The organism is Massilia sp. LC238, from assembly GCF_000735635.1.
Classification (GTDB): domain Bacteria; phylum Pseudomonadota; class Gammaproteobacteria; order Burkholderiales; family Burkholderiaceae_D; genus Telluria; species Telluria varians.
In genome coordinates, this window is the sequence record NZ_JNNN01000065.1 from 118,276 (window position 1) to 138,777 (window position 20,502).

General features: G+C 67.1%; 15 protein-coding genes. 5 read left to right on the plus strand and 10 right to left on the minus strand.

From position 1 onward, the window contains the following. The first annotated feature begins 94 nt into the window (after positions 1 to 94). Entirely contained in the window at positions 95 to 616 is a 522-nt protein-coding gene (locus FG94_RS17375) for a cytochrome c (RefSeq protein ID WP_036214225.1), read from the plus strand. Between the two features lie 52 nt (positions 617 to 668). Here FG94_RS17375 and FG94_RS17380 read toward each other — a convergent pair whose 3' ends face one another. The 7 genes from FG94_RS17380 to FG94_RS17410 all read right to left on the minus strand — a co-directional run bounded on the left by FG94_RS17380 (position 669) and on the right by FG94_RS17410 (position 10,589). Further along, positions 669 to 2,939: a penicillin-binding protein 1A gene (locus FG94_RS17380; protein WP_051996895.1), complete on the minus strand. Its 2,271-nt coding sequence runs from the start codon at positions 2,937 to 2,939 to the stop codon at positions 669 to 671. Positions 2,940 to 3,041: 102 nt separating this feature from the next. Continuing rightward, positions 3,042 to 3,617 carry a TetR/AcrR family transcriptional regulator gene (locus FG94_RS17385; protein WP_036214226.1) on the minus strand — a complete coding sequence of 192 codons (576 nt, stop codon included), beginning with the start codon at positions 3,615 to 3,617 and terminating at the stop codon, positions 3,042 to 3,044. Positions 3,618 to 3,624: 7 nt separating this feature from the next. Next, positions 3,625 to 4,161 carry a dihydrofolate reductase family protein gene (locus FG94_RS17390; protein ID WP_036214228.1) on the minus strand — a complete coding sequence of 179 codons (537 nt, stop codon included), beginning with the start codon at positions 4,159 to 4,161 and terminating at the stop codon, positions 3,625 to 3,627. A gap of 60 nt (positions 4,162 to 4,221) precedes the next feature. Further along, positions 4,222 to 5,154 carry a hypothetical protein gene (locus FG94_RS17395; protein WP_036214229.1) on the minus strand — a complete coding sequence of 311 codons (933 nt, stop codon included), beginning with the start codon at positions 5,152 to 5,154 and terminating at the stop codon, positions 4,222 to 4,224. After that, on the minus strand, positions 5,151 to 7,502 hold the full coding sequence (locus FG94_RS17400) for an LTA synthase family protein (protein WP_051996882.1): 2,352 nt from the start codon (positions 7,500 to 7,502) through the stop codon (positions 5,151 to 5,153). Before FG94_RS17400 ends, FG94_RS17395 begins: the two co-directional genes overlap by 4 nt. A 3-nt stretch (positions 7,503 to 7,505) precedes the next feature. After that, positions 7,506 to 8,666 carry a YaiO family outer membrane beta-barrel protein gene (locus FG94_RS17405; protein WP_036214231.1) on the minus strand — a complete coding sequence of 387 codons (1,161 nt, stop codon included), beginning with the start codon at positions 8,664 to 8,666 and terminating at the stop codon, positions 7,506 to 7,508. Positions 8,667 to 8,885: 219 nt separating this feature from the next. After that, the gene (locus tag FG94_RS17410; RefSeq protein ID WP_036214233.1) at positions 8,886 to 10,589 is read right to left on the minus strand and encodes a methyl-accepting chemotaxis protein; all 1,704 of its coding nucleotides are present in this window, start codon (positions 10,587 to 10,589) and stop codon (positions 8,886 to 8,888) included. Between the two features lie 312 nt (positions 10,590 to 10,901). Between FG94_RS17410 and FG94_RS17415 the strand changes: the two genes are divergently transcribed. Then, the gene (locus FG94_RS17415; protein WP_036214235.1) at positions 10,902 to 12,230 is read left to right on the plus strand and encodes an amidohydrolase; all 1,329 of its coding nucleotides are present in this window, start codon (positions 10,902 to 10,904) and stop codon (positions 12,228 to 12,230) included. Positions 12,231 to 12,307: 77 nt separating this feature from the next. Here the strand turns inward: FG94_RS17415 and FG94_RS17420 are convergent, their stop codons facing one another. The 3 genes from FG94_RS17420 to FG94_RS17430 all read right to left on the minus strand — a co-directional run bounded on the left by FG94_RS17420 (position 12,308) and on the right by FG94_RS17430 (position 16,260). Beyond that, positions 12,308 to 13,930 carry a methyl-accepting chemotaxis protein gene (locus FG94_RS17420; protein ID WP_051996883.1) on the minus strand — a complete coding sequence of 541 codons (1,623 nt, stop codon included), beginning with the start codon at positions 13,928 to 13,930 and terminating at the stop codon, positions 12,308 to 12,310. 115 nt (positions 13,931 to 14,045) lie between these two features. Then, positions 14,046 to 15,095 (minus strand): M48 family metallopeptidase, encoded by a 1,050-nt coding sequence (locus tag FG94_RS26130; RefSeq protein WP_051996884.1) that lies wholly within the window; start codon positions 15,093 to 15,095, stop codon positions 14,046 to 14,048. 28 nt (positions 15,096 to 15,123) lie between these two features. Further along, entirely contained in the window at positions 15,124 to 16,260 is a 1,137-nt protein-coding gene (locus FG94_RS17430) for a YjgN family protein (RefSeq protein ID WP_051996885.1), read from the minus strand. A 244-nt stretch (positions 16,261 to 16,504) separates the two neighbouring features. Between FG94_RS17430 and FG94_RS17435 the strand changes: the two genes are divergently transcribed. The 3 genes from FG94_RS17435 (at position 16,505) to eno (ending at position 20,464) form a co-directional block, all read left to right on the plus strand. After that, entirely contained in the window at positions 16,505 to 18,184 is a 1,680-nt protein-coding gene (locus FG94_RS17435; protein WP_036214237.1) for a CTP synthase, read from the plus strand. Further along, a complete protein-coding gene (gene kdsA / locus FG94_RS17440; protein WP_027864311.1) occupies positions 18,181 to 19,035 on the plus strand; it encodes a 3-deoxy-8-phosphooctulonate synthase in 855 nt (284 codons plus the stop codon). Before FG94_RS17435 ends, kdsA begins: the two co-directional genes overlap by 4 nt. A gap of 142 nt (positions 19,036 to 19,177) precedes the next feature. Beyond that, positions 19,178 to 20,464 (plus strand): phosphopyruvate hydratase, encoded by a 1,287-nt coding sequence (eno, locus tag FG94_RS17445; RefSeq protein ID WP_036214238.1) that lies wholly within the window; start codon positions 19,178 to 19,180, stop codon positions 20,462 to 20,464. Positions 20,465 to 20,502: the final 38 nt, after the last annotated feature.

Sequence of the window (20,502 nt, forward strand, 5' to 3'; positions counted from 1 at the left end):
GAACCCCGGCTATCTTGTCGCCTATTGACAAGAAACAGCCGGCGCCCGCGCTACTCGCTGCATCATGGGTCGGCCATTATCGGGAACCGAGCACATGATCTCACCTCTTCACAAAGCCTGCGCCGCCGCCGTGCTGCTGGCCCTGGCCATGCCTGCCGTGCAGGCGGCACAGAACAATCCGCACCAGCCAGCGGCGAACGCCACGGCACAAGGCAAGTACATCGAGCGCGGGCGCTACCTGGTCAAGGTCGGCGGCTGCAACGACTGCCATACCGCCGGCTATGGCATGAGCGCCGGCAAGGTGCCCGAGAAGGACTGGCTGCAGGGCGACCAGCTGGGCTGGCGCGGCCCCTGGGGCACGACCTACCCGACCAACCTGCGCCTGTCGATGAATGCGCTCGGCGAGGACGAGTGGATCAGGATGGCGCAGACCATGCAGGCGCGCCCGCCGATGCCCTGGTTCACGCTGCACCAGATGGACAAGGAAGACCTGCGCGCGATCCACCGCTTCGTGCGCCATCTCGGCCCGGCCGGCAAGCCGGCGCCCGCCGCGCTCGCTCCGGGAGTGGCCCCGAAGGGTCCGGCGATCCTGTTCCCGGCGCCGCCAGGCAAATAAGCGATCACACGGCGGCGTGCCGGATACAAGCTCCGGCACCCGCCCTGCCTTGTTAAGGTGACTGCGGCGCCACAGGTGCAGCAGTGCCGTCCTCCACGGCCGGCGCCGGTTCGGCAAACTCCGCGTACACCCAGTCGCCGCCGGCGCGCACCACGCCCTCGGGCGGCGTGCGCTCGCGCTGCGGCGTCTTCGCCAGCGCCACGCGCATGTAGTCGACCCATACCGGCAAGGCCAGCGTGGAGCCGAATTCGTGACTCCCCAGCGAGCGCGGCTCGTCGTAGCCCATCCAGGCCACCGCCACCACATTGGCGCCATAGCCGGCGAACCAGCCGTCGATGGCGTTGCTGGTGGTGCCGGTCTTGCCCGCCAGGTCGGTGCGGTTCAAGAGACGCGAGGCCTGGGCGCCGGTGCCGAAGCGCGCCACGTCGCGCAGCATGCTGTCCGCGATGAAGGCATTGCGGGCATCCAGCACGCGCGCGCTCTCCTGGAGCGGGCGCGGCTTGCCGCTCTCGAATAGCAGCTTGCCGTCGCGGTTGTGGATCGTCATGCCCAGGCTGGGCTCGACCCGGTAGCCGCCGTTGGCCAGCACCGCGTAGGCGCCGGCCATCTGCAGCGGCGTCACCGCGCCGGTGCCGAGCGCCAGGGTCAGGTTGCTGGGATGACGCGCCATGTCGAAGCCGAAGCGCCCCAGGTGTTCGCGCGCATAGTCGACGTCGAGCGCGCGCAGCATGCGCACCGTCGGCACGTTGCGCGAGTGCGTGAGCGCATGGCGGATCGTCACCGGACCCTCGAACAGGCCGTCGTCGTTACGCGGCGACCAGTTGGCATAGGCCTTCTCGTTCGAAAAATCGAGCGGTTCGTCGAGGATGGTCGTGCCCGGGAAGAAGCCGCGCTCCAGCGCCGCTGAATACACGAAGGGCTTGATGCTCGATCCCGGCTGGCGCCAGGCCTGCGTCACGTGATTGAGTTTCTGCAGCTGGTAGTCGACCCCGCCCACCATGGCGCGCACCAGGCCGGTCTGGGCATCGAGCGCGACGAAGGCCGAGGCCACCTGCGGCAGCTGGGTGATGGCCCAGCCATCCTTGCCACTGGGGGCGATGCGCACTACCGCCCCCGGCGCCAGCTTGAGGCCGGCCTTGGCGGAAGGCAGGAGGGCAGGGGCGGCGAAGGCGAGCCCGCCGGCCTTGATCTCGATGGTGTCGCCGTCGCGGGTAACGACGCGCACCCGCTTGGGCGACGCCGCCAGCACCACGGCGGGCGTGAAGCCGCTGACCGCGGGGCGCTTCTGCAGGGCCTCGTTGACCGCCTCTTCGCGCTCTTGCTCCGCTTTCGGCAGCGTGATGCGCGCTTCCGGTCCGCGGTAGCCATGGCGGCGGTCGTAGGCGATGGCGTTGCGGCGCACCGCCTCGTAGGCCGCTAGCTGCTCGGCCGCGTTGATGCTGGTGGTGACCGTGTAGCCGTGCTCGTAGGCCGCCTGCCCGAAGCGTGCATGGGCGGCCTGGCGCGCCAGCTCGGCGACGTATTCGGCGCCCGCACCCGGGCCGCCGCCGTCGCGTCGCACGCGCAGCGGTTCGGCCAGCGCCTGGCGGTACTGCGCCTCGGTGATCTTCCCCAGCGCCAGCATGCGCTTGAGGACCACCTGCTGGCGCTGCTGCGCGCGCTCCGGATTGGCCACCGGGTTGTGGCGCGACGGGTTCTGCGGCAGGCCGGCCAGCATCGCGGCCTCGGCCAGGCTCAGGCTCGACAAGGGCTTGCCGAAATAGGTGCGCGCCGCGCTGGCGAAGCCGTAGGAACGCTGGCCCAGGTAGATCTGGTTCATGTAGACCTCGAGGATCTGGTCCTTGGACAGGGCCTGCTCGATCTTGTAGGCCAGGGCGACCTCGGTCAGCTTGCGCGGCAGGGTCTTGTCGCGCGACAGGAAGAAGTTGCGCGCCACCTGCATGGTGATGGTGGAGCCGCCCTGGCGGAAACTGCCGAGCGACGCCAGGTTGGCCTTGGCGGCGCCCAGCGCGCGGATCCAGTCGATGCCGCTGTGCTCATAGAAGCGAGAGTCCTCGATCGCCAGCACGGCGGCCTTCATCAGGGGAGGGATCTTTGCGATCGGCACGAAGTCGCGCCGTTCAAGGCCGAACTCGCCGATCAGGACCTTGTCGGCCGAGTACACCCGCAGCGGGATCTTCGGCCGGTAGTCGGTCACGGCGCTGATGTCGGGCAGCGGCACTTCGTCCAGGACACCGGCGCGCGCGGGCAGGGCGGCCGGCAGCAGCAGGGCGGCAAATACGGCGGCACGCGTCGTCGGGCGGAGCGGGAATGGCTGGTACATGGGGTTCGTCTGGGTTGGGTTGAAGGCGGCGCCGATCATAGCGCCCTTGCCTGGCGGGCGCATCTGCAACCGGGAAGGTAGCGCCGCCTGCCTTGGGTGGGCTCAGCTGGCGCTACCCTTGCCTGGTGCCGCGATCCGCGCCAGCATGCAGTCCAGCGCATGCCCATACTGTTCGCGCATGGCGTCCAGCTGTTGCCGGTCGCCGCGCGCCGCGCACAGGGCCAGGCCGCTGCCGTGCGTGTGGTCGACCAGGATGTCGCGCCACAGCAGGTAGTCCGGCGTGAGCGCCGACAGCAGCAGGGTGAGGCGCTCGGTGATCGCGCGGGTATTTCCGGCGAAGGCGGCCGGCTCGGCGAAGATGGCCAGGGTCAGCTGCGGATGCCGTGCGACGGCGTCGTGGTAGCGGGTGAGCAGGGCGCGGATCTCCGCAAGTCCGCCGGCCGGGGAGGGGGCGTGGTCAGGCACCGCGGCATAGACGTGGTCCGACAGGGCCTGCAGCAGCTTGCCGCGGTCGCCGACGTGGTGGTAGAGGCTCATCGGGGTGACGCCAAGCCGCGCCGCCAGCGCGCGCATGCCGAAGCCGGCGCCGTCCTCATCGAGCAGGGCGAGCGCGGCGGAAAGGATCTCGTCGCGCGTCACGCCTTCGCCACGGGCAGGGCGTCCACGTGGCCGCGTCATGGCAGGCTTATTTGACAAAGCGGTAGGTAGACTGGACCAGCCCCGAAGGGAAGCTGCGGCTGGCGACGAGGGCCAGGTCCAGGTCGCGCGGCAAGGCCCCGAACAGCGGCCGGCCGGCGCCGATCAGGACCGGCACGGTGCTGAGCACCATGTCCTCGACCAGCCCGGCGCGGATGAAGGACTGCACCAACTGCCCGCCATCGACATACACCCGATGTACACCCTGGGATGCGAGTTCCGCCATGGCCTGTGTCGGCGCGGCGTCCGAGAAGCGAACTTTTCCGCGCAGCGCCTCCGGTACCGGCGCGCCCGCCAACTGCTTCGACAGCACCAGCACCGGCCGGTCATAGGGCCAGGAATCGAAGCCCAGCACCTTCTCGTAACTGCCGCGTCCCATCACGATGACGTCCTTGTCGGCGATGAAGTCGCCGTAGCCATGGTCTTCGTCCGGGGCGTCGCGCTGCAGCAGCCAGCCGATGTCGCCGTCCGGACGCGCGATGTAGCCGTCGAGGCTGGTGGCAATGAAGACGTGTGCAGAGATCAAGGCAGACTCCTTATTTATACGGTGTATATATTAACCGAAAATCCGAAATGCCTTGTGTGCTCAGTCCAGCCCCAGCCACTTGCGGTAGGAGCCGTAGTGGTGCACCACGAAGCCTCCGAACGAGGGCATGCTGCCGACGGCAGCGCGGGTCTCGTCCAGTTCGCGCTCGAGGTCCGGCTCGCGCAGGTGGTGAAAGGACACTTTCTTGATTGCGTTGGGCATGGTCTCGACGCCGATCAGCACGCGGCGCCCTATGGTCTCGCCGTACTGCAGCTCGTCCATCGCATGGCTGACGATGCCGTCGCCGCCTTCGGCGCGGTCGCGGTAGTCCATCAGCGCTACGTAGTCGTAGGTGTCCTGCACGTGCTGGCTCACCGGCTTGCGCCTGCCTTTCCACTCCAGCTGGATGCCGTCCAGCCAGAATGGAATCGCCGGCCCGACCGGCAGCGACTGGCCGGAGGCACGTACGGTGCGCATCAGCGCGTCCGACATGTCGAGGAAACCGGCCAGCAATTCCATCTTGCGCGCCGACCATTCCGGCAGGATGTGCGGTTCGATGTCGACATTGACGCCGTCGAAGCGCTCTTCCGGCGCCGCCGTGCGGTTGTAGTCGAGGACGCGCTGCAGCATTGCCACCGCGTCCGCATGGTGCCTGGGCAGCACGTAGCGTTCGGTGTGCAGGTAGGCGGAGCCGAGCAGGGCGTAGACCCGCAGGCCCGAGGCATGCAGGCGCCGGACCAGGCGTCGGTACTGGGCCGGGTTCGACACGATCGGGTTGCCGCCACCGAAGGCGTCGGCATACAGGAACACGGTCTGCACCGACTTCGACTTCAGGAAGGCGATCGCGCGTTCCGCCGCGGCCGGCTGCTGCAGCATGGCGCTGCTGTCTTCTTCCCAGGTCCAGATCGCGCGCGGAGCGGCTGCATCGGAGGCATGGGCGGCACCGCCGGCGCAGGCCAGCATCAGCGCCAGGCAGGCGAGGGTATGCTTCACAGTTTCAGTTCCACGTGGTATTGACCGACGCCGATCGCGCGGCCGGTGTCGGGATGGGAGGGGATTACGGAAATGTAGTAGGTGCCGGACGGGAGGCGCGGCAGGTTCGCGCGCAGCGTGATCGAGGCCGACTCGCCTGCGCCCAGCCGGCGCGCCTCGCCGGTGGTTTCGCCGATCTCGACACCATGCGCGTCGGCGATGACGAGCAGCGGCGCAAAGGCGCGCGACTCGGTGGCGGCGCTGTTGCTGAAGGTGGCTTCGATCGCCAGGCGCTTGGCGTCGGGACGCGGGCGCAGGCCGCGCACGGCGACGTCACCGGCCTGCTGTACCAGCGGCGTGCCGTGCAGGCTGCGCTCGCCGCCCCAGCCGGCGAGCGCTCCGCCTTCGGGCGCCAGCGCCGTGCTGGTACCAGCCTGGCGATTCGCCTTCAGGAAGGCGTGGAACTGGGCCTGCGCCAGCGACAGCGCCGCCGGATTATCGGCGCGCTCGGTTTCCATGCCGTCGCCGAGCATGTACAGATTGCCTTGCGCGAGATAGGCCGTGCCGGAGATGAAGTCGCTCATCTCGGTCTTGGTCTGCTTGAGCGGGATCGCGTGCAGGTTGCGGAAGCTCTTCTCGGTGTCGAGCCCGGTGCCCAGCCAGGTGACCTGGCGCGGGGCCTTCAGGCCATAGTCCTTCGACAGCCAGGCCAGCAGCGAGGGAGCGATGTCGAACTGCGAGGACACCGACTTGACCGACCCTGGGGCCTTGAGCAGGGGGGAATGGATGATCAGCGGCACGTGGTAGCGCTCGATGCGGGTGTCCATCGGCAGCTCGGGCAGGCGGTGGTCGCCGGTGATGACGAACACGGTGTTGGCGTAGCCGGGCAGGGTCGAGGCCTTCTCGAAGAACAGGCGCAGCGCGTCATCGGTGTACAGGATGCTGGCGAACACCTCGCGCTGGGCGCGGTATTCCGGCCGCTCGCGCAGCCCCAGGCGCGCCACGTGCGCATCGACCCGCTGCAGGTAGGCGTCCTTGCCGGGGAAGGTGAAGGGCGTGTGCATGCTGGTGGTCTGGATGATGGTGGCGTAGGGCGTCGCCCTGGCTGCCGCTTCGCGGCGCAGCGCCATGTCCATCAGGTCGCGGTCGGCATAGCCCCAATCGTTGGCGCGCTCTGCATCCGGGCCGTAGTCCTTCTCGCTGACGATGCTGTCCACACCCTGGCGGCGCAGGAACAAACCTTCGTTGTCGAACTCCATGTTCGAGCCCGAGTAGAAGCGCAGGTCGTAGCCCTGTCCCTTCAGGATGGACAGGAGCGAATCGTGCCGCGGCATGCGCTCGCCCAGCGCGGCCAGGCCGTGTTCGCCGAAGGGCAGCGAACCGAAGATCGTGGTCAGCACGCCGAAAGTGCGGCCCTGGCCGGCCAGGAAGTTTTCGAAGTAGAGGCTGCGTCCTGCCAGCTCGTCGAGGAAGGGCGTGAAGCTGCCCAGGCGTGCCCCGGGACCGGAAAAGCTGCGGCCCAGGCCTTCGACGATCACGAACACCAGGTTCGGCGGCGCGTCGGCGCGGCGCAGCAGCGGTCCGAGGGTATCGGGTGTGCGCTCGGCACGCAGGAAGGGGTAGTGCGGGTCCTTGCCGTCCCACGGCGCCTGGCCCTGCAACGTCCCGTGGTCGCTGGCCTGCGTCGCCTGGCCGCGCAGGCCGGCCAGGTTGCTGTCGGCGAAAAAGGCGGCCTTGTTGATGACGAAGCCCAGGTCGGCGTCGGTGTGCACCACGGCCGGCACCATGCGCGCCGGCAATAAGGCGAAGGCCGCGAGGCTGGCCGCCAGCGCGATACCCGCCATGCGCCCGCTGGCGCGCGGCCACAGTTCATGCCGTGACAGCAGGAGCACGCCCCACAATACACCCAGGCCGAGCACCAGGGCGGCCAGCAGCAGCGGGCTGGCCTGCCAGCCGCTGGCCATGACGGTCGCGACTTCGTCGCCGCTGTAGGCGAACAGGTCGGCGCCGAGCGGCACGCCCGCCACCCAGTGGTACTGCAGCAGCGCCGCATCGGCGCACAGCAGCGCACTCCACAGTGTACCCAGGCAGGCGATGCGCAGGCGCTGCGAGGCGATGAAGGCCAGCGGCAGGGAGCCGAGCAGGAACACGAAGCCGTAGCGCAGCAGCGACAAGGTGTCGTTGCCGATGCCGACGCCAAACAGGGTCGAGTGCGGCACGCCGGCGGCTGCGGCATGGATGGCCTCGGCGATGCGCAGGCACAGCCAGGCCAGCATCAGCGCGGGCAGCGACGACAGGGTGAACGCGGCGGCGTCGAGGGCTGCTTCCAGTACGGCTTGCAGCCGCTGGCGGACAGGCAGGCCTTCCATGGCTTACCAGCGGCGATAGAGGCCGAGGCTCAGGCCGCGCTCGCGCGCCTCGCCGCTTCCGCTCTGGGCAAAGCTGGCGCCAACCCGCGTACCCCAGTCGCGCGACAGGTAGTGGACCCAGGTCAGGCTGCCGCCGCCCGAGCGCGCGCGGCCGCCGGTGAGCGACAGCGGGTCGTCGCTGCGGCCCCGATTGGCCGTCGCTTCGAGGTAGCTGTCGGCGTCGCCCGCGTAGTACCAGCGCGCCAGCAGGCGGTCGCCCGAGCTGTGCGAGCCTTGCGACACGATGTTCTGGTGACGCAGCTGCACGTAGAAGTTGCCGCTGTACTTGGCCAGGCTGACGCCATAGATGTTCACGCGCGAATCGAAGCCGAGCAGGTCGTCGCTCACCGAGGCTTCCCAACCGTTGCCGAGCGACTGATACAGCTCGATGCGGCCGGAATGGGCCGGGAAAAGGCGTTCGCTCGGCGCCCGCTGGTAGCGCAGGTTGGCATAGGCGCCTTGCCACAGGCTGGCATAGGCGTCGATGGCCCAGGCGCGCCCGGTCTGGTCGAAGCGGTGGGCGCGCAGCGCCTCGAAGCCGATCGAGCCGCGCTTCATGTAGTGGCGCACGCTCAGGGTCTGGTCGTTCCAGCGCGGGCCGTCGCCCACGTCCTGCCAGCTGCCGGACAGGCCGGCGGCCCAGGTGTAACCCGCGGCGATCGCGGCTTCAGGATTGCCGGTGAACGGCTGGGGCGACGGGTGCGGATGCGGCTGCAAGGCGCGCAGCGCCTGGGCATGCGCCGCCAGGGTGGCGGCATCGCCGGGACGCAGCGCGGCGGCGCGACCATAGGCCTCGGCGGCCTGCGCCGGCCGGTCCTGCCATTGGTACAGCCTGCCGAGCGCGAACCAGACGTCGGCATATTCCGGCGAGGCCTTGGCAGCGGCCGTCAGGTCGGCCTCGGCCTCGCTCCAGCGCTCCAGGCGGCTGAGCAGGATACCGCGCCCGAGCAGTACGTCCACGTTGCCCGGCGAGCGCGCTAGCAGGGCATTGTAAGCGGCCAGCGCCAGTTCGGGCTGGCCCGAGTTGGCGAGCCTGCGCGCCTCCTCGTACTGTTGTTCGAACGGGGCGGCGGCAGGCTGGACCTGGGCGACTTCGGCGGGAGGCTGCTGGTAATCGACGGGCATGGGGCGGTGAGGGAAACGGAAACGGACGGGGCCGCGGCAGGCAAAACTTTGCCCGAGCATGGATAGTGCGTCAAGGAAACAACAGGGGGGCTGCGCCCGAGTGTCGCGCAAAATCGTCAAATCATGGCCAATTTGACACGTGGATTTGCGAATTGGAAAGGATCGAAACGAAACGCCCGGCGCTTGGCCGGGCGTTTCATCATTTTTTTTACGGCAGACTCAGAAGGTTTCCCATTCCTCGGCTTCGGTATGCGCAGTGGCACGTGCACGTGCCGGCGCCGGCTTGGCCGGGCGCGCGGCGGGCTTGGCCGCCAGCGCCAGGGTGCGCGCCGGGGCGGTCGGGCTGGCGCTCGCGGTCGCGGTGCTCGCGGCCTGGGCGTCCAGCTTGAACACACCGACCACCTGGGCCAGGCGGGCCGCCTGGTCCTGCATCGAGGCCGCTGCCGCCGCCGACTCTTCGACCAGCGCTGCGTTCTGCTGGGTCACCTGGTCCATCTGGCCGATGGCCTGGTTGACCTGCTCGATGCCGCCGGTCTGTTCCTGACTGGCCGACGCAATCTCGGCCATGATGTCGGTGACGCGGCGGATCGAGGTGACTACTTGCTCCATGGTGTCGCCGGTCTGGTCCACCAGCCGGGTGCCGGCTTCGACCTTCTCGACCGAGTCGCCGATCAGGGTCTTGATCTCCTTCGCCGCGGCGGCGGAGCGCTGGGCCAGGGTACGTACTTCGGACGCCACCACCGCGAAGCCGCGGCCCTGCTCGCCGGCGCGCGCCGCTTCCACGGCCGCGTTCAGCGCCAGGATATTGGTCTGGAAGGCGATGCCGTCGATCACGCCGATGATGTCGACGATCTTCTTCGAGGAGTCGTTGATCGAGCCCATGGTGGTGATGACCTGGCCCACCACGTTGCCGGCATCGAGGGCCACGCTGGACGCAGTGATCGCCAGCTGGTTGGCCTGGCGCGCATTGTCGGCGTTCTGGCGCACCGTGGTGGTCAGTTCTTCCATCGACGCCGCGGTTTCCTCCAGCGCGCCGGCCTGCTGTTCGGTACGTGCCGACAGGTCGAAGTTGCCGGCCGAGATTTCCGCCGAGCCGGTGGCGATGGTGTCGGTGCCGCTGCGCACTTCGCTGACGATCTTCACCAGGCTGTCGTTCATGTTGCGCAGGGCGCGCAGCAGGGCGCCGGTTTCGTCCTTCGTGTCGGCTTTGATGTGGCCGGTCAGGTCGCCCGAGGCCACGGTCTCGGCGGCCTGCACGGCGGCATGGATCGGGCGGGTGATGCCGGTGGTGAGCAGCCACGACAGGGCGGCGCCGAGCAGCACCGCGCCGGCGGCCAGCACGCTGATGACGGTGCTGTTGTGGCGCGCGCTCTCGTCGATCGCCTTGGCGGTCTGGTCGATGCTGCTGCGCTGCATGAGCACCAGCTCGTGCAGCAAGTCCTGGTACTTCTGCGCCGCCGGCGTGAAGCCCTGCTCGAGGATGCGCGCGGCTTCCTCGGCATTGCCGTCGGCCTTGGCCTTGACCGCGCCGTCGCGCGAGGCGCTGTAGGTCTTGCGCTGTTCCAGGATCTTGGCGAACAGCGCCTTTTCCTTTTCGCCCGCGATCAGCGGCTCGATCTGCTTGAGCAGTTCGGCTGCCTTCTTGACCGAGGCGGCGGCATCTTCCTTGAAGTAGGGGCCGAGTTCCGGGTCGGCGCTCTTGACGATCGCGGCGGTGCGGCGGATCGAGGCGAAATTCAGGCTGTACCAGTCGGTGATCAGGCGCTCCTTGGTCAGGGGCGCCGCCATCATGTCGCGGGTCGACGCCGCCACGTCGTTCATGCGCGAGATGCCGGCCACGGCGATCAAGAGCGTCATCGCCAGGATCACGGCAAAGCCGAGACCGAGGCGTCGTCCAATGCGAATATTCGAGATGAAACCCATTACAGCGTCCTTGTGGTATTCGAGGGTGGCGTGAACGCCGGCGGCTGCAGGCGACGTTGAAGGCGTGGCACGTGCGGCGCGTAGGAATAGTCCGACATCACTTGAGGGGACGGATTTTACGTGTAAATCAATTCTCTGTAGAAATAAAAAATGAAAATGAGAAATTTTTACGACACTTTTGTTACGTAGAACTACCCATGTTAATTGTTAAATATTGCCGCATGGAAATGCGTCTGTTATGGTTCCGGCCCCGATGATTGCCAGTACAGTCCATCGGAGTCGCCTCCGTTCCCCCGTTTTTCGAGAAGATCCATGAAACAATCCGCCCGTCTCATCCGACAACTCCTGCTGGCCGGTGCCTTCGCCGCCAGTTCCGCCCACGCCGCCGGTCTGCCGCCGGAAATGCGCGCCCAGCTCGACAAGATGTTCCCGTCGGTCGAAGCCCTGTACCAGGACCTGCACCGCACGCCGGAACTGGCCTTCCAGGAACACCAGACCGCGAAGAAGCTCGCCGAGCGCGCCAAGGCGCTGGGCTTCGACGTGACCACCGGCGTCGGCGGCACCGGCGTGGTGGCGATCCTGAAGAACGGCCCCGGCCCGACCGTGATGCTGCGTACCGAAATGGACGGCCTGCCGGTCCAGGAAAAGACCGGCCTGCCGTTCGCCAGCGCCCACACCCAGAAGAACGCGGCCGGCGAAACCGTGTCGACCATGCACGCCTGCGGCCACGACGTCCACATGTCGGCCTGGTACGCGACCGCCAAGCTGATGGCGGACAACCGCAAGGCCTGGAGCGGCACCCTGATGCTGGTCGGCCAGCCGGCCGAAGAGCCGCTGACCGGCGCCCTCGCCATGCTCAAGGACGGCCTGTTCACGCGCTTCCCGAAGCCTGACTACGCGCTGTCGATGCACGACGAAGGCACGCTGCCGGCCGGCCACGTGGGCTACCGCGCCGGCCCGTTCCGCGCCTCGGCCGACACGGTCACCATCACCATCCACGGCCAGGGCGGCCACGGCGCCACCCCGCACGAGACGCGCGACCCGGTCGTGATGTCGGCGCGTATCGTGATGGCGCTGCAGACCCTGGTCTCGCGCGAGAACAACCCGGCCGACCCGGTCGTGATCACCGTCGGCAGCATCAACGGCGGCACCCAGGCCAACGTGGTGCCGGACCAGGTCAAGCTGATGCTGACGGTACGTACCTTCCGTCCGGAAGTGCGCCAGCGCGTGCTGGCCAGCATCGCCCGCGAAGTAAAGGGCGAAGCCATCGCGGCCGGCGCACCGAAGGAGCCGACCATCGACGTCAAGCCGGGCCCCTTCCCGGTGTTCAACGATCCGGAACTGACCGCGCGCGCCGTCGCCGCAATCAAGGGCTCCATCGGCGAGCAGAACGTGAGCGAGATGCCGGCCAAGATGACCTCGGAAGACTTCGCCCACTACGGCCAGGCCGGCGTCAAGGCCATCCTGCTGCACGTCGGCGCCGTCGAGCCGGGCAAGCTGGCCGCCGCGCGCCAGGCCGGCAAGTACCCGCCGGGCACCCACTCGCCGCAGTGGGCGCCGGACTTCAAGCCGACCGTGACTTCCTTCATCGCGGCCGAAACCGCGGTGCTGCTCGACCTGATGAAGCCGGGCGCAAAGTAATCCCTGCGTAGCAAATGAAAAGGCCGGGCCCTGTCATGCACAGGGCCCGGCCTTTTTTTACCTTTTTTACCAAATGGTCAGGAAATCAGCAGCTTTCCGATTCCTGCGCCGCCTGCGAGCGAACGGGGCGCCGCCGCCGGTGCGGCCGCCTGCGCATCGAGCCTGAACACGTTCACCATGCCGGCCAGGCGCGCGGCCTGGTCCTGCAGGGCGCTAGCTGCGGCAGCCGATTCCTCCACCAGCGCGGCGTTCTGCTGGGTCGATTCGTCCATCAGGCCGATGGCCTGGTTGACCTGCTCGATGCCGTGGATCTGTTCCTGACTGGCCGACGCAATCTCGGCCATGATGTCGGTGACGCGGCGGATCGAGGTGACTACTTGCTCCATGGTGTCGCCGGTCTGGTCCACCAGCCTGGTGCCGGCTTCGACCTTCTCGACCGAGGCGCCGATCAGGGTCTTGATCTCCTTGGCCGCCGCCGCCGAGCGCTGGGCCAGGGTGCGCACTTCGGACGCCACCACCGCGAAGCCGCGGCCCTGTTCGCCGGCGCGCGCCGCTTCCACGGCCGCGTTCAGGGCCAGGATATTGGTCTGGAAGGCGATGCCGTCGATCACGCCGATGATGTCGACGATCTTCTTCGAGGAGTCGTTGATCGAGCCCATGGTGGTGATGACCTGGCCCACCACGTTGCCGGCATCGAGGGCCACGCTGGACGCGGTGATCGCCAGCTGGTTGGCCTGGCGCGCGTTGTCGGCGTTCTGGCGCACGGTCCCCGTGAGCTCTTCCATCGAGGCCGCGGTCTCTTCCAGCGAAGCCGCCTGCTGTTCGGTGCGGCTCGACAAATCGAGGCTGCCGGCGCTGATCTCGCCGGATGCGGTGGCGATGGTGTCGGTGCCGCTGCGCACCTCGCTGACGATCTTGACCAGGCTGTCGTTCATGTGGCCGAGGGCGCGCAGCAGGGCGCCGGTCTCGTCCTTCGTGTCGGCGTCGATGCGGCTGCTCAGGTCACCCGCGGCCACGGTCTCGGCGGCCTGCACGGCGGCGCGGATCGGGCGCGTGATGCCGCGCGTGAGCATCCACGAGAACAGCGCGCCGAGCAGCACGGCGCCCGCCGTCAGGCCGGCGATGATCATCTGGCCGCGGGTGGCGGTCGCATCGATGCCGGCAGCGGTGGCGGTGATGTGGGCGCGCTGCATCGCGACCAGTTCATGGATCGATTCCTGGTAGGCCTTGGCGGCCGGAGTGAAGGACTGATCCAGGATCTGGTCGGCCAGTTCCTGGTTGCCCTCGGCCTTGGCCTTGATGGCGTTGTCGCGCGCGGCGCCGTACAGCTTGCGCTGTTCGGTGATGCGCTTGAACAGGGCGCTTTCCTGCTCGCCCGCGATCAGCGGTTCGATCTGCTTGACCAGGTCGGCGGAGGTCTTGGCGGTGGCGGCGGCGTCTTCCTTGAAATAGCCGGTCAACGAGGGATCGCTGCTCTTGACGATGGCAGCGGTGCGGCGCACGGCAGCGAAGATCTGGGTATGCCACTCGGTGATCAGCCGTTCCTTGGTGAGCGGCGCTGCCAGGGTGTCGCGGGCGGCGCTGGAGACCTGTTCGAGGCGCCACATGCCTGAGCCGGCGATCAGGACCGCCATGACCAGGGTGAGAGTAAAGCCGACGGCCAGGCGGATGCCGATGCCGAGATTGTTAAAAGTGCGCATAACTGACTCTGCCAAACATACCGATGGGAAACAACAATTATTGCCCATTTGTAACAGTAATGCATGCTTTATCTTTACGCCGCCGGCTTGTATAGATGATTTGCAACACCCGGGCTCAGTCTGCCTGGCTGCCTGGTGCCTTGCGCAGGCGCTGGCTGCGGGCGTCTCCGCCTGGATGACTGGACGCATAGGACATTGCCTGGCGCATGAACTTGGGCAACTTGCTGGCTCGCTCGTCGAGATGGAGGAACAGGTCTGCCAGCGGCGCTGCCGGGATGCCGTTTGCCTGCAGCGCACGGGCCGCATAGTCGTCGGCCGCCAGTTCCATCTCGCGTGAATATTCCATGTTGCTCAGTACGGCAGGCAGGCCGGCGGCGACGGCGCTGAAGTCGCCGAACAGCGTGGCGGACAGGGCTGCCGTCAGCGAGGAACGCGTGATCGTGCGCACACTGTGGCGCATCTCGATATGGCCGACCTCGTGCGCCAGCACGCCGGCCAGCGCGGCCGCTGCGTTCGAGTCCAGGTCGTTGCTATTGCCCATCACCATGCGCACCATGTCGTCGGTGAGGACGATGGTCCCGTCGGGGAAGGCCAGCGCATTCGGACCCAGCTGCGGCGCGGCATGGACCTGTAGCCGCAGCGGGATGCGCGGCGCGGCCGGCTGAACCCGTTGCAGGATGCCAGCGAGCGCCGTGATCCGGTCCTCGCTCAGGCGCGAGGTCTGCAGGATGCCTTGGCGCTGCAGCAGGGCGAGCGCGTTGCGGCCGAGGGCCAGGTCGGCCGGCGGCGGCACGGCGCGCGACAGACGCTCGGCGGCGGCCGGAACGCCCCAGTGCCAGGCGGCGGCGATCAGACCCACCAGCAGGACCAGGGCGGCCAGTGCGGCCACGGTGTGTTCCTGCCAGCGCACCACCCAGGATTTGCGGTAGCCCAGCGCGGCGGCCAGTACCGGACGCATGGCGGGGTCCGCGACTTCAGCATGGGTGCCGTCGTCGAAGTACAGGACTGCGGGGGCATGCTCGAAAGGTTCGGCCAGACGCGTAGCGGCCGTGCGGTAGCTGCGCGTCGTTTCGCAGTCGCGCAGGTGGATGGCGCCGTCGCCGGCGCTCAGTTCGACCACGTGCAGGCGTGCACTGCGGCCATCGAAATAGTGTGCTGCGCTCATGTGGGTGTGAAGTCCTTTGCCGAATGCGTTACCAGGAGAGGTCGATGCCGAAGCCGTCCGCGGCTCCGTCACCGGCCGCGCCGGCGCGAGTAGCCACGTGGGCCGCGGCCGCCTCGATGTCGCCGTCCACCTCGACGTGCAGGTGCGCCAGCCGATAGCGATAGACGCTGACCACGGCGAAGGGGCGGTACAGGCCAAGCGTGAGCACGGTGAGCAGGGCGTTCTTGGTCTGCAGGCTCATGAAGTCGTACGCCGGCAGCGTCGAGCGGAAGCGGATGCCGGGGAAGCTGGTATGTGACCAGGCCAGGTTCGATACCCTCACTACGAGGTAGGGGCCCATCAGCAGGTAGACCACGTAGGTCGCCACGGCGGTGACCGCCAGGCCGATGAGCATGACTGCAATGCGGCCGCTGCCGGTGACGGCACCGACGATTCCGGCCACGAATACGGCGCTGACGACTGATGCCAGAATCAGGGCGCCGGATACCAGGTAGAAGCGGTAGAAGCGGCGTGCCTTGACCTCATAGCGGGCATGCTGGTCGCCGAACAGCAGGTGGGCATGCTGGAAGCGGCGGATCCGTGCATGCATCAGTGGCCACAGCAGGTAGAACGGCAGCGGCAGCGCGGCCAGCCAGGGCTGGCCCGGATTCAGGGCCAGCAGCACGCCAGGCGCCAGGAAGGTGAAGGCGGGCGGCAGCCAGGTCAGGTAGGCCTGGCCCACCGTGCCGTCGAAGCCCAGGCGCAGGCCGCGGTAGCTGGTGTTCCCCAGGCGGAAGCGCAGCGCGCCGCGCATCAGGTAGGGGAAGGCGAGCAGCAGGCCGGCGATGGTCACGAGTCCGAAAGTGGTCGAAAAACCGAAGGCATAGTGGTAGGCCACCAGCAGCAAGACCGACAGCATGCGGCCCACCAGCACGGCCTTCGGATTGCCGTGGAAATCGAAGCTGGCCCCGGCCAGGATGGTGTTACGGTCGAAATACTGCAAGCGGCGCACCTTGGCCCAGGCCGAATAGATGCCGAAGGTGGCCAGGGTCAGGAACAGGTTGACGACCCAGATGCGGAAGTATTCCCGGCCGTCGCCGGTAAAGCTCAGCGCCAGGGTGCGCGGCGCGGCGCTGGCGGGCGCCTCCTTGGCGAAGTCGGCAGGCGGGTCGATAAGGGTATGCATGTGGGCCGGACAAAAAAGCCCAGTATAGGTGGGCACCCCGCCAGCCCGTCAATTGATGAGGCATATTCTTGCACGGCGCCGGAAGGGGCTCTACCGGGATCCCATGCAGATGCCATCTTTTTCTCCGGCAATCGCATCCAAACGCGCCTTTTGCCGTGAACTTGGCATGGTGACCAGAAGTATTTGCGCGGTTTAAGGTATAATTTCTATTTCCCGCGCGTGCCATTCGGCACCTTCAGTACAAATGACCAAATTCGTATTCGTCACTGGCGGCGTCGTGTCTTCCCTGGGCAAGGGGATCGCAGCCGCTTCCCTCGCCGCGATCCTCGAATCGCGCGGCCTCAAAGTCACCCTGCTCAAGCTCGACCCGTACATCAACGTGGACCCGGGCACCATGAGCCCCACCCAGCACGGCGAAGTGTTCGTCACCGACGACGGCGCCGAGACCGACCTGGACCTGGGCCACTACGAGCGCTTCATCAGCACCCGCATGAAGAAGGTGAACAACTTCACCACGGGCCAGATCTACGAGTCGGTGATTCGTAAAGAGCGCCGTGGCGAGTACCTCGGCAAGACCGTGCAGGTGATCCCGCACATCACCAATGAAATCCAGGACTACATCCGCCGCGGCGCCGAAGGCGTGGACGTGGCGCTGGTCGAGATCGGCGGCACCGTCGGCGACATCGAGTCGCTGCCTTTCCTGGAAGCCGCGCGCCAGCTGTCGCTGCGCTCGGGCCGCAAGGGCGCCGCGTTCGTGCACCTGACCCTGGTGCCCTGGATTGCCTCGGCCGGCGAACTGAAGACCAAGCCGACCCAGCACTCGGTGCAGAAGCTGCGCGAGATCGGCATCTCGCCGAACGCGCTGCTGTGCCGCGCCGACCGCCGCATCCCCGACGACGAGCGCGGCAAGATCTCGCTGTTCGCCAACGTGGAAGAGCAGGCCGTGATCTCGGTGTGGGACGTGGACACCATCTACAAGGTGCCGCAGGTGCTGCACGACCAGGGCCTGGACGACATCATCCTGGAAGCGCTCGGCCTGGAAGCGCCGAAAGCCGACCTGTCGATGTGGACCAAGCTGATCCACACCCTGGAAAACCCGAAGCACGAGATCACCATCGGCATGGTGGGCAAGTACGTCGACCTGATCGAATCGTACAAGTCGCTGACCGAGGCGCTGCGCCACGCCGGCATCCATACCGAGAGCCGTGTCAACATCGAATACCTCGACTCGGAAGAGATCGAAAGCAAGGGTTGCGACCACCTGGCCAAGTACGACGCCATCCTGGTCCCGGGCGGCTTCGGCAAGCGCGGCGTGGAAGGCAAGATCCTGGCCGCCCGCTACGCGCGCGAAAACAAGATCCCTTACCTCGGCATCTGCCTGGGCATGCAGGTCGCGCTGATCGAATACGCGCGCAACATGGCCGGCCTGGCGAACGCCAACTCGACCGAGTTCGATCCGGAAACCGACCAGCCGGTGGTCGCCCTGATCACCGAATGGCAGAACCATGACGGCAAGGTCGAGAAGCGCGACGTCAATTCCGACCTGGGCGGCACCATGCGCCTGGGCGCGCAGACCTGCGCCGTGAACCCGGGCACCCTGGCCGCCGAAATCTACGGCAACGTGGTGACCGAGCGCCATCGCCACCGCTACGAAGGCAACAACTACTACCTGCCGAAGATCGAAGCGGCCGGCCTGGTGGTATCGGCGCGCACCCCGAACGAAGACCTGCTGGAAATCATGGAACTGCCGCGCGAGGTGCACCCGTTCTACATCGGCGTGCAGTTCCACCCGGAGTTCAAGTCGACCCCGCGTAACGGCCACCCGCTGTTTACCTCGTTCATCCAGGCCGCCCTGAAGCACCAGGCGGGCAACACCAACGTGGCGGCGAACAGTTCGCCGGCACTGCAAGGAGACGCAGCATGAAACTCGCCGGATTCGACGTCGGCCTCGACAAGCCGATCTTCCTGATCGCCGGTACCTGCGTGATCGAATCGCGCCAGATGGCGCTCGACACCGCCGGTACGCTGAAGGAAATCACCAGCGCGCTGGGCATCCCCTTCATCTACAAGTCGTCCTTCGACAAGGCCAACCGTTCGTCCGGCAAGTCCTTCCGCGGCCCCGGCATGGAGAAGGGCCTGGAAATCCTGGCCGACGTGCGCAAGGAAATCGGCGTGCCGGTCCTGACCGATGTGCACGACGAAGAGATGATCCCGCAGGTCGCCAGCGTGGTCGACGTGCTGCAGACGCCGGCCTTCCTGTGCCGCCAGACCGACTTCATCAACGCCTGCGCGCGTTCGGGCAAGCCGGTCAATATCAAGAAGGGCCAGTTCCTGGCCCCGGGCGACATGAAGAACGTGATCGACAAGGCACGCGCCGCCGCGCGCGAAGCGGGCCTGCCGGAAGATAACTTCATGGCCTGCGAACGCGGCGTCTCGTTCGGCTACAACAACCTGGTCTCGGACATGCGTTCCCTGGCCATCATGCGCGAATCGAACTGCCCGGTGGTGTTCGACGCGACCCACTCGGTGCAGCTGCCGGGCGGCCAGGGCACCTCGTCCGGCGGCCAGCGCGAACACGTGCCGGTGCTGTCGCGTGCGGCCGTGGCGGCCGGCATCGCGGGCCTGTTCATGGAGACCCACCCGGACCCGGCCAACGCCATGTCGGACGGCCCGAACGCGGTCCCGCTCGGACGCATGAAGGAACTGCTGACGACCCTGGTCGAGCTCGACCGCATCGTCAAGAAGACCGGCTTCCTGGAAGCGGACTTCAAGTAAGCACGGCATCGGCAAAATGCGCGCGTGCGCCCGGCGATCGGGCGGACGCGCGCATTTGTTACAATGTCAAGCGATTTGGCTGCCAAGGGGTTGCCCAGCAGGCGGCTGCTACAGATTTTTACCTTTCCGGAGACTGAAAAACATGAGTGCTATCGTTGATATCATCGGCCGCGAAATCATTGATTCGCGCGGTAATCCGACCGTGGAATGCGACGTCCTGCTGGAATCGGGCGTGATGGGCCGCGCCGCCGTGCCTTCGGGCGCCTCGACCGGTTCGCGCGAAGCGATCGAACTGCGCGACGGCGACCCCAAGCGTTACTTCGGCAAGGGCGTGCTGCAGGCCTGCGAGAATATCAACACCGAGATCTCCGAAGCGATCATGGGCCTGGACGCCAACGAGCAAGCCTTCCTGGACCGCACCCTGATCGATCTCGACGGCACCGAAAACAAGAGCCGCCTGGGCGCCAACGCCATGCTGGCCGTGTCGATGGCCGTGGCCAAGGCAGCCGCCGAGGAAGCCGGCCTGCCGCTGTACCGCTACTTCGGCGGTTCGGGCGCAATGCAGCTGCCGGTCCCGATGATGAACGTCATCAACGGCGGCGCCCACGCCGACAACAACCTGGACATCCAGGAATTCATGATCATCCCGGTCGGCGCACCGTCGTTCAAGGAAGCGATCCGCTGGGGCGCCGAAGTGTTCCACACGCTCAAGAAGATCCTGCATTCCCAGGGCCTGAACACCGCCGTCGGCGACGAAGGCGGCTTCGCCCCGTCGGTTGCCAACCATGAAGAAGCGATCAAGCTGATCATGCAGGCGATCGAGCAGGCCGGCTACGTGGCCGGCCAGGACTTCGCGCTGGGCCTGGACTGCGCCGCGAGCGAATTCTACAAGGACGGCAAGTACGTGCTCGAAGGCGAGGGTGGCCTGGCACTCTCTAGCGCGGACTTCACCAACATGCTCGCCACCTGGTGCGACAAGTACCCGATCATCTCGATCGAGGACGCCATGGCCGAAGGCGACTGGGAAGGCTGGGCGACCCTGACCGCCGCCCTGGGCAAGCGGGTGCAGCTGGTGGGCGACGATTTGTTCGTCACCAACACCAAGATCCTGAAAGAGGGCATCCAGAAGGGCATCGCCAACTCGATCCTCATCAAGATCAATCAGATCGGCACCCTGACCGAGACCTTCGCCGCCATCGAGATGGCCAAGCGCGCCGGCTACACCGCCGTGATCTCGCACCGTTCGGGCGAAACCGAAGACTCGACCATCGCGGACATCGCGGTCGGCCTGAACGCCCTGCAGATCAAGACCGGCTCGATGTCGCGCTCGGACCGCATGGCCAAGTACAACCAGTTGCTGCGCATCGAGGAAGACCTGGGCGACGTCGCTTCCTACCCGGGCCGCGACGCGTTCTTTAATCTGAAGTAAACCCGAAGCAAGGGCCCCTGGCCGGACTGCCCCCGCGG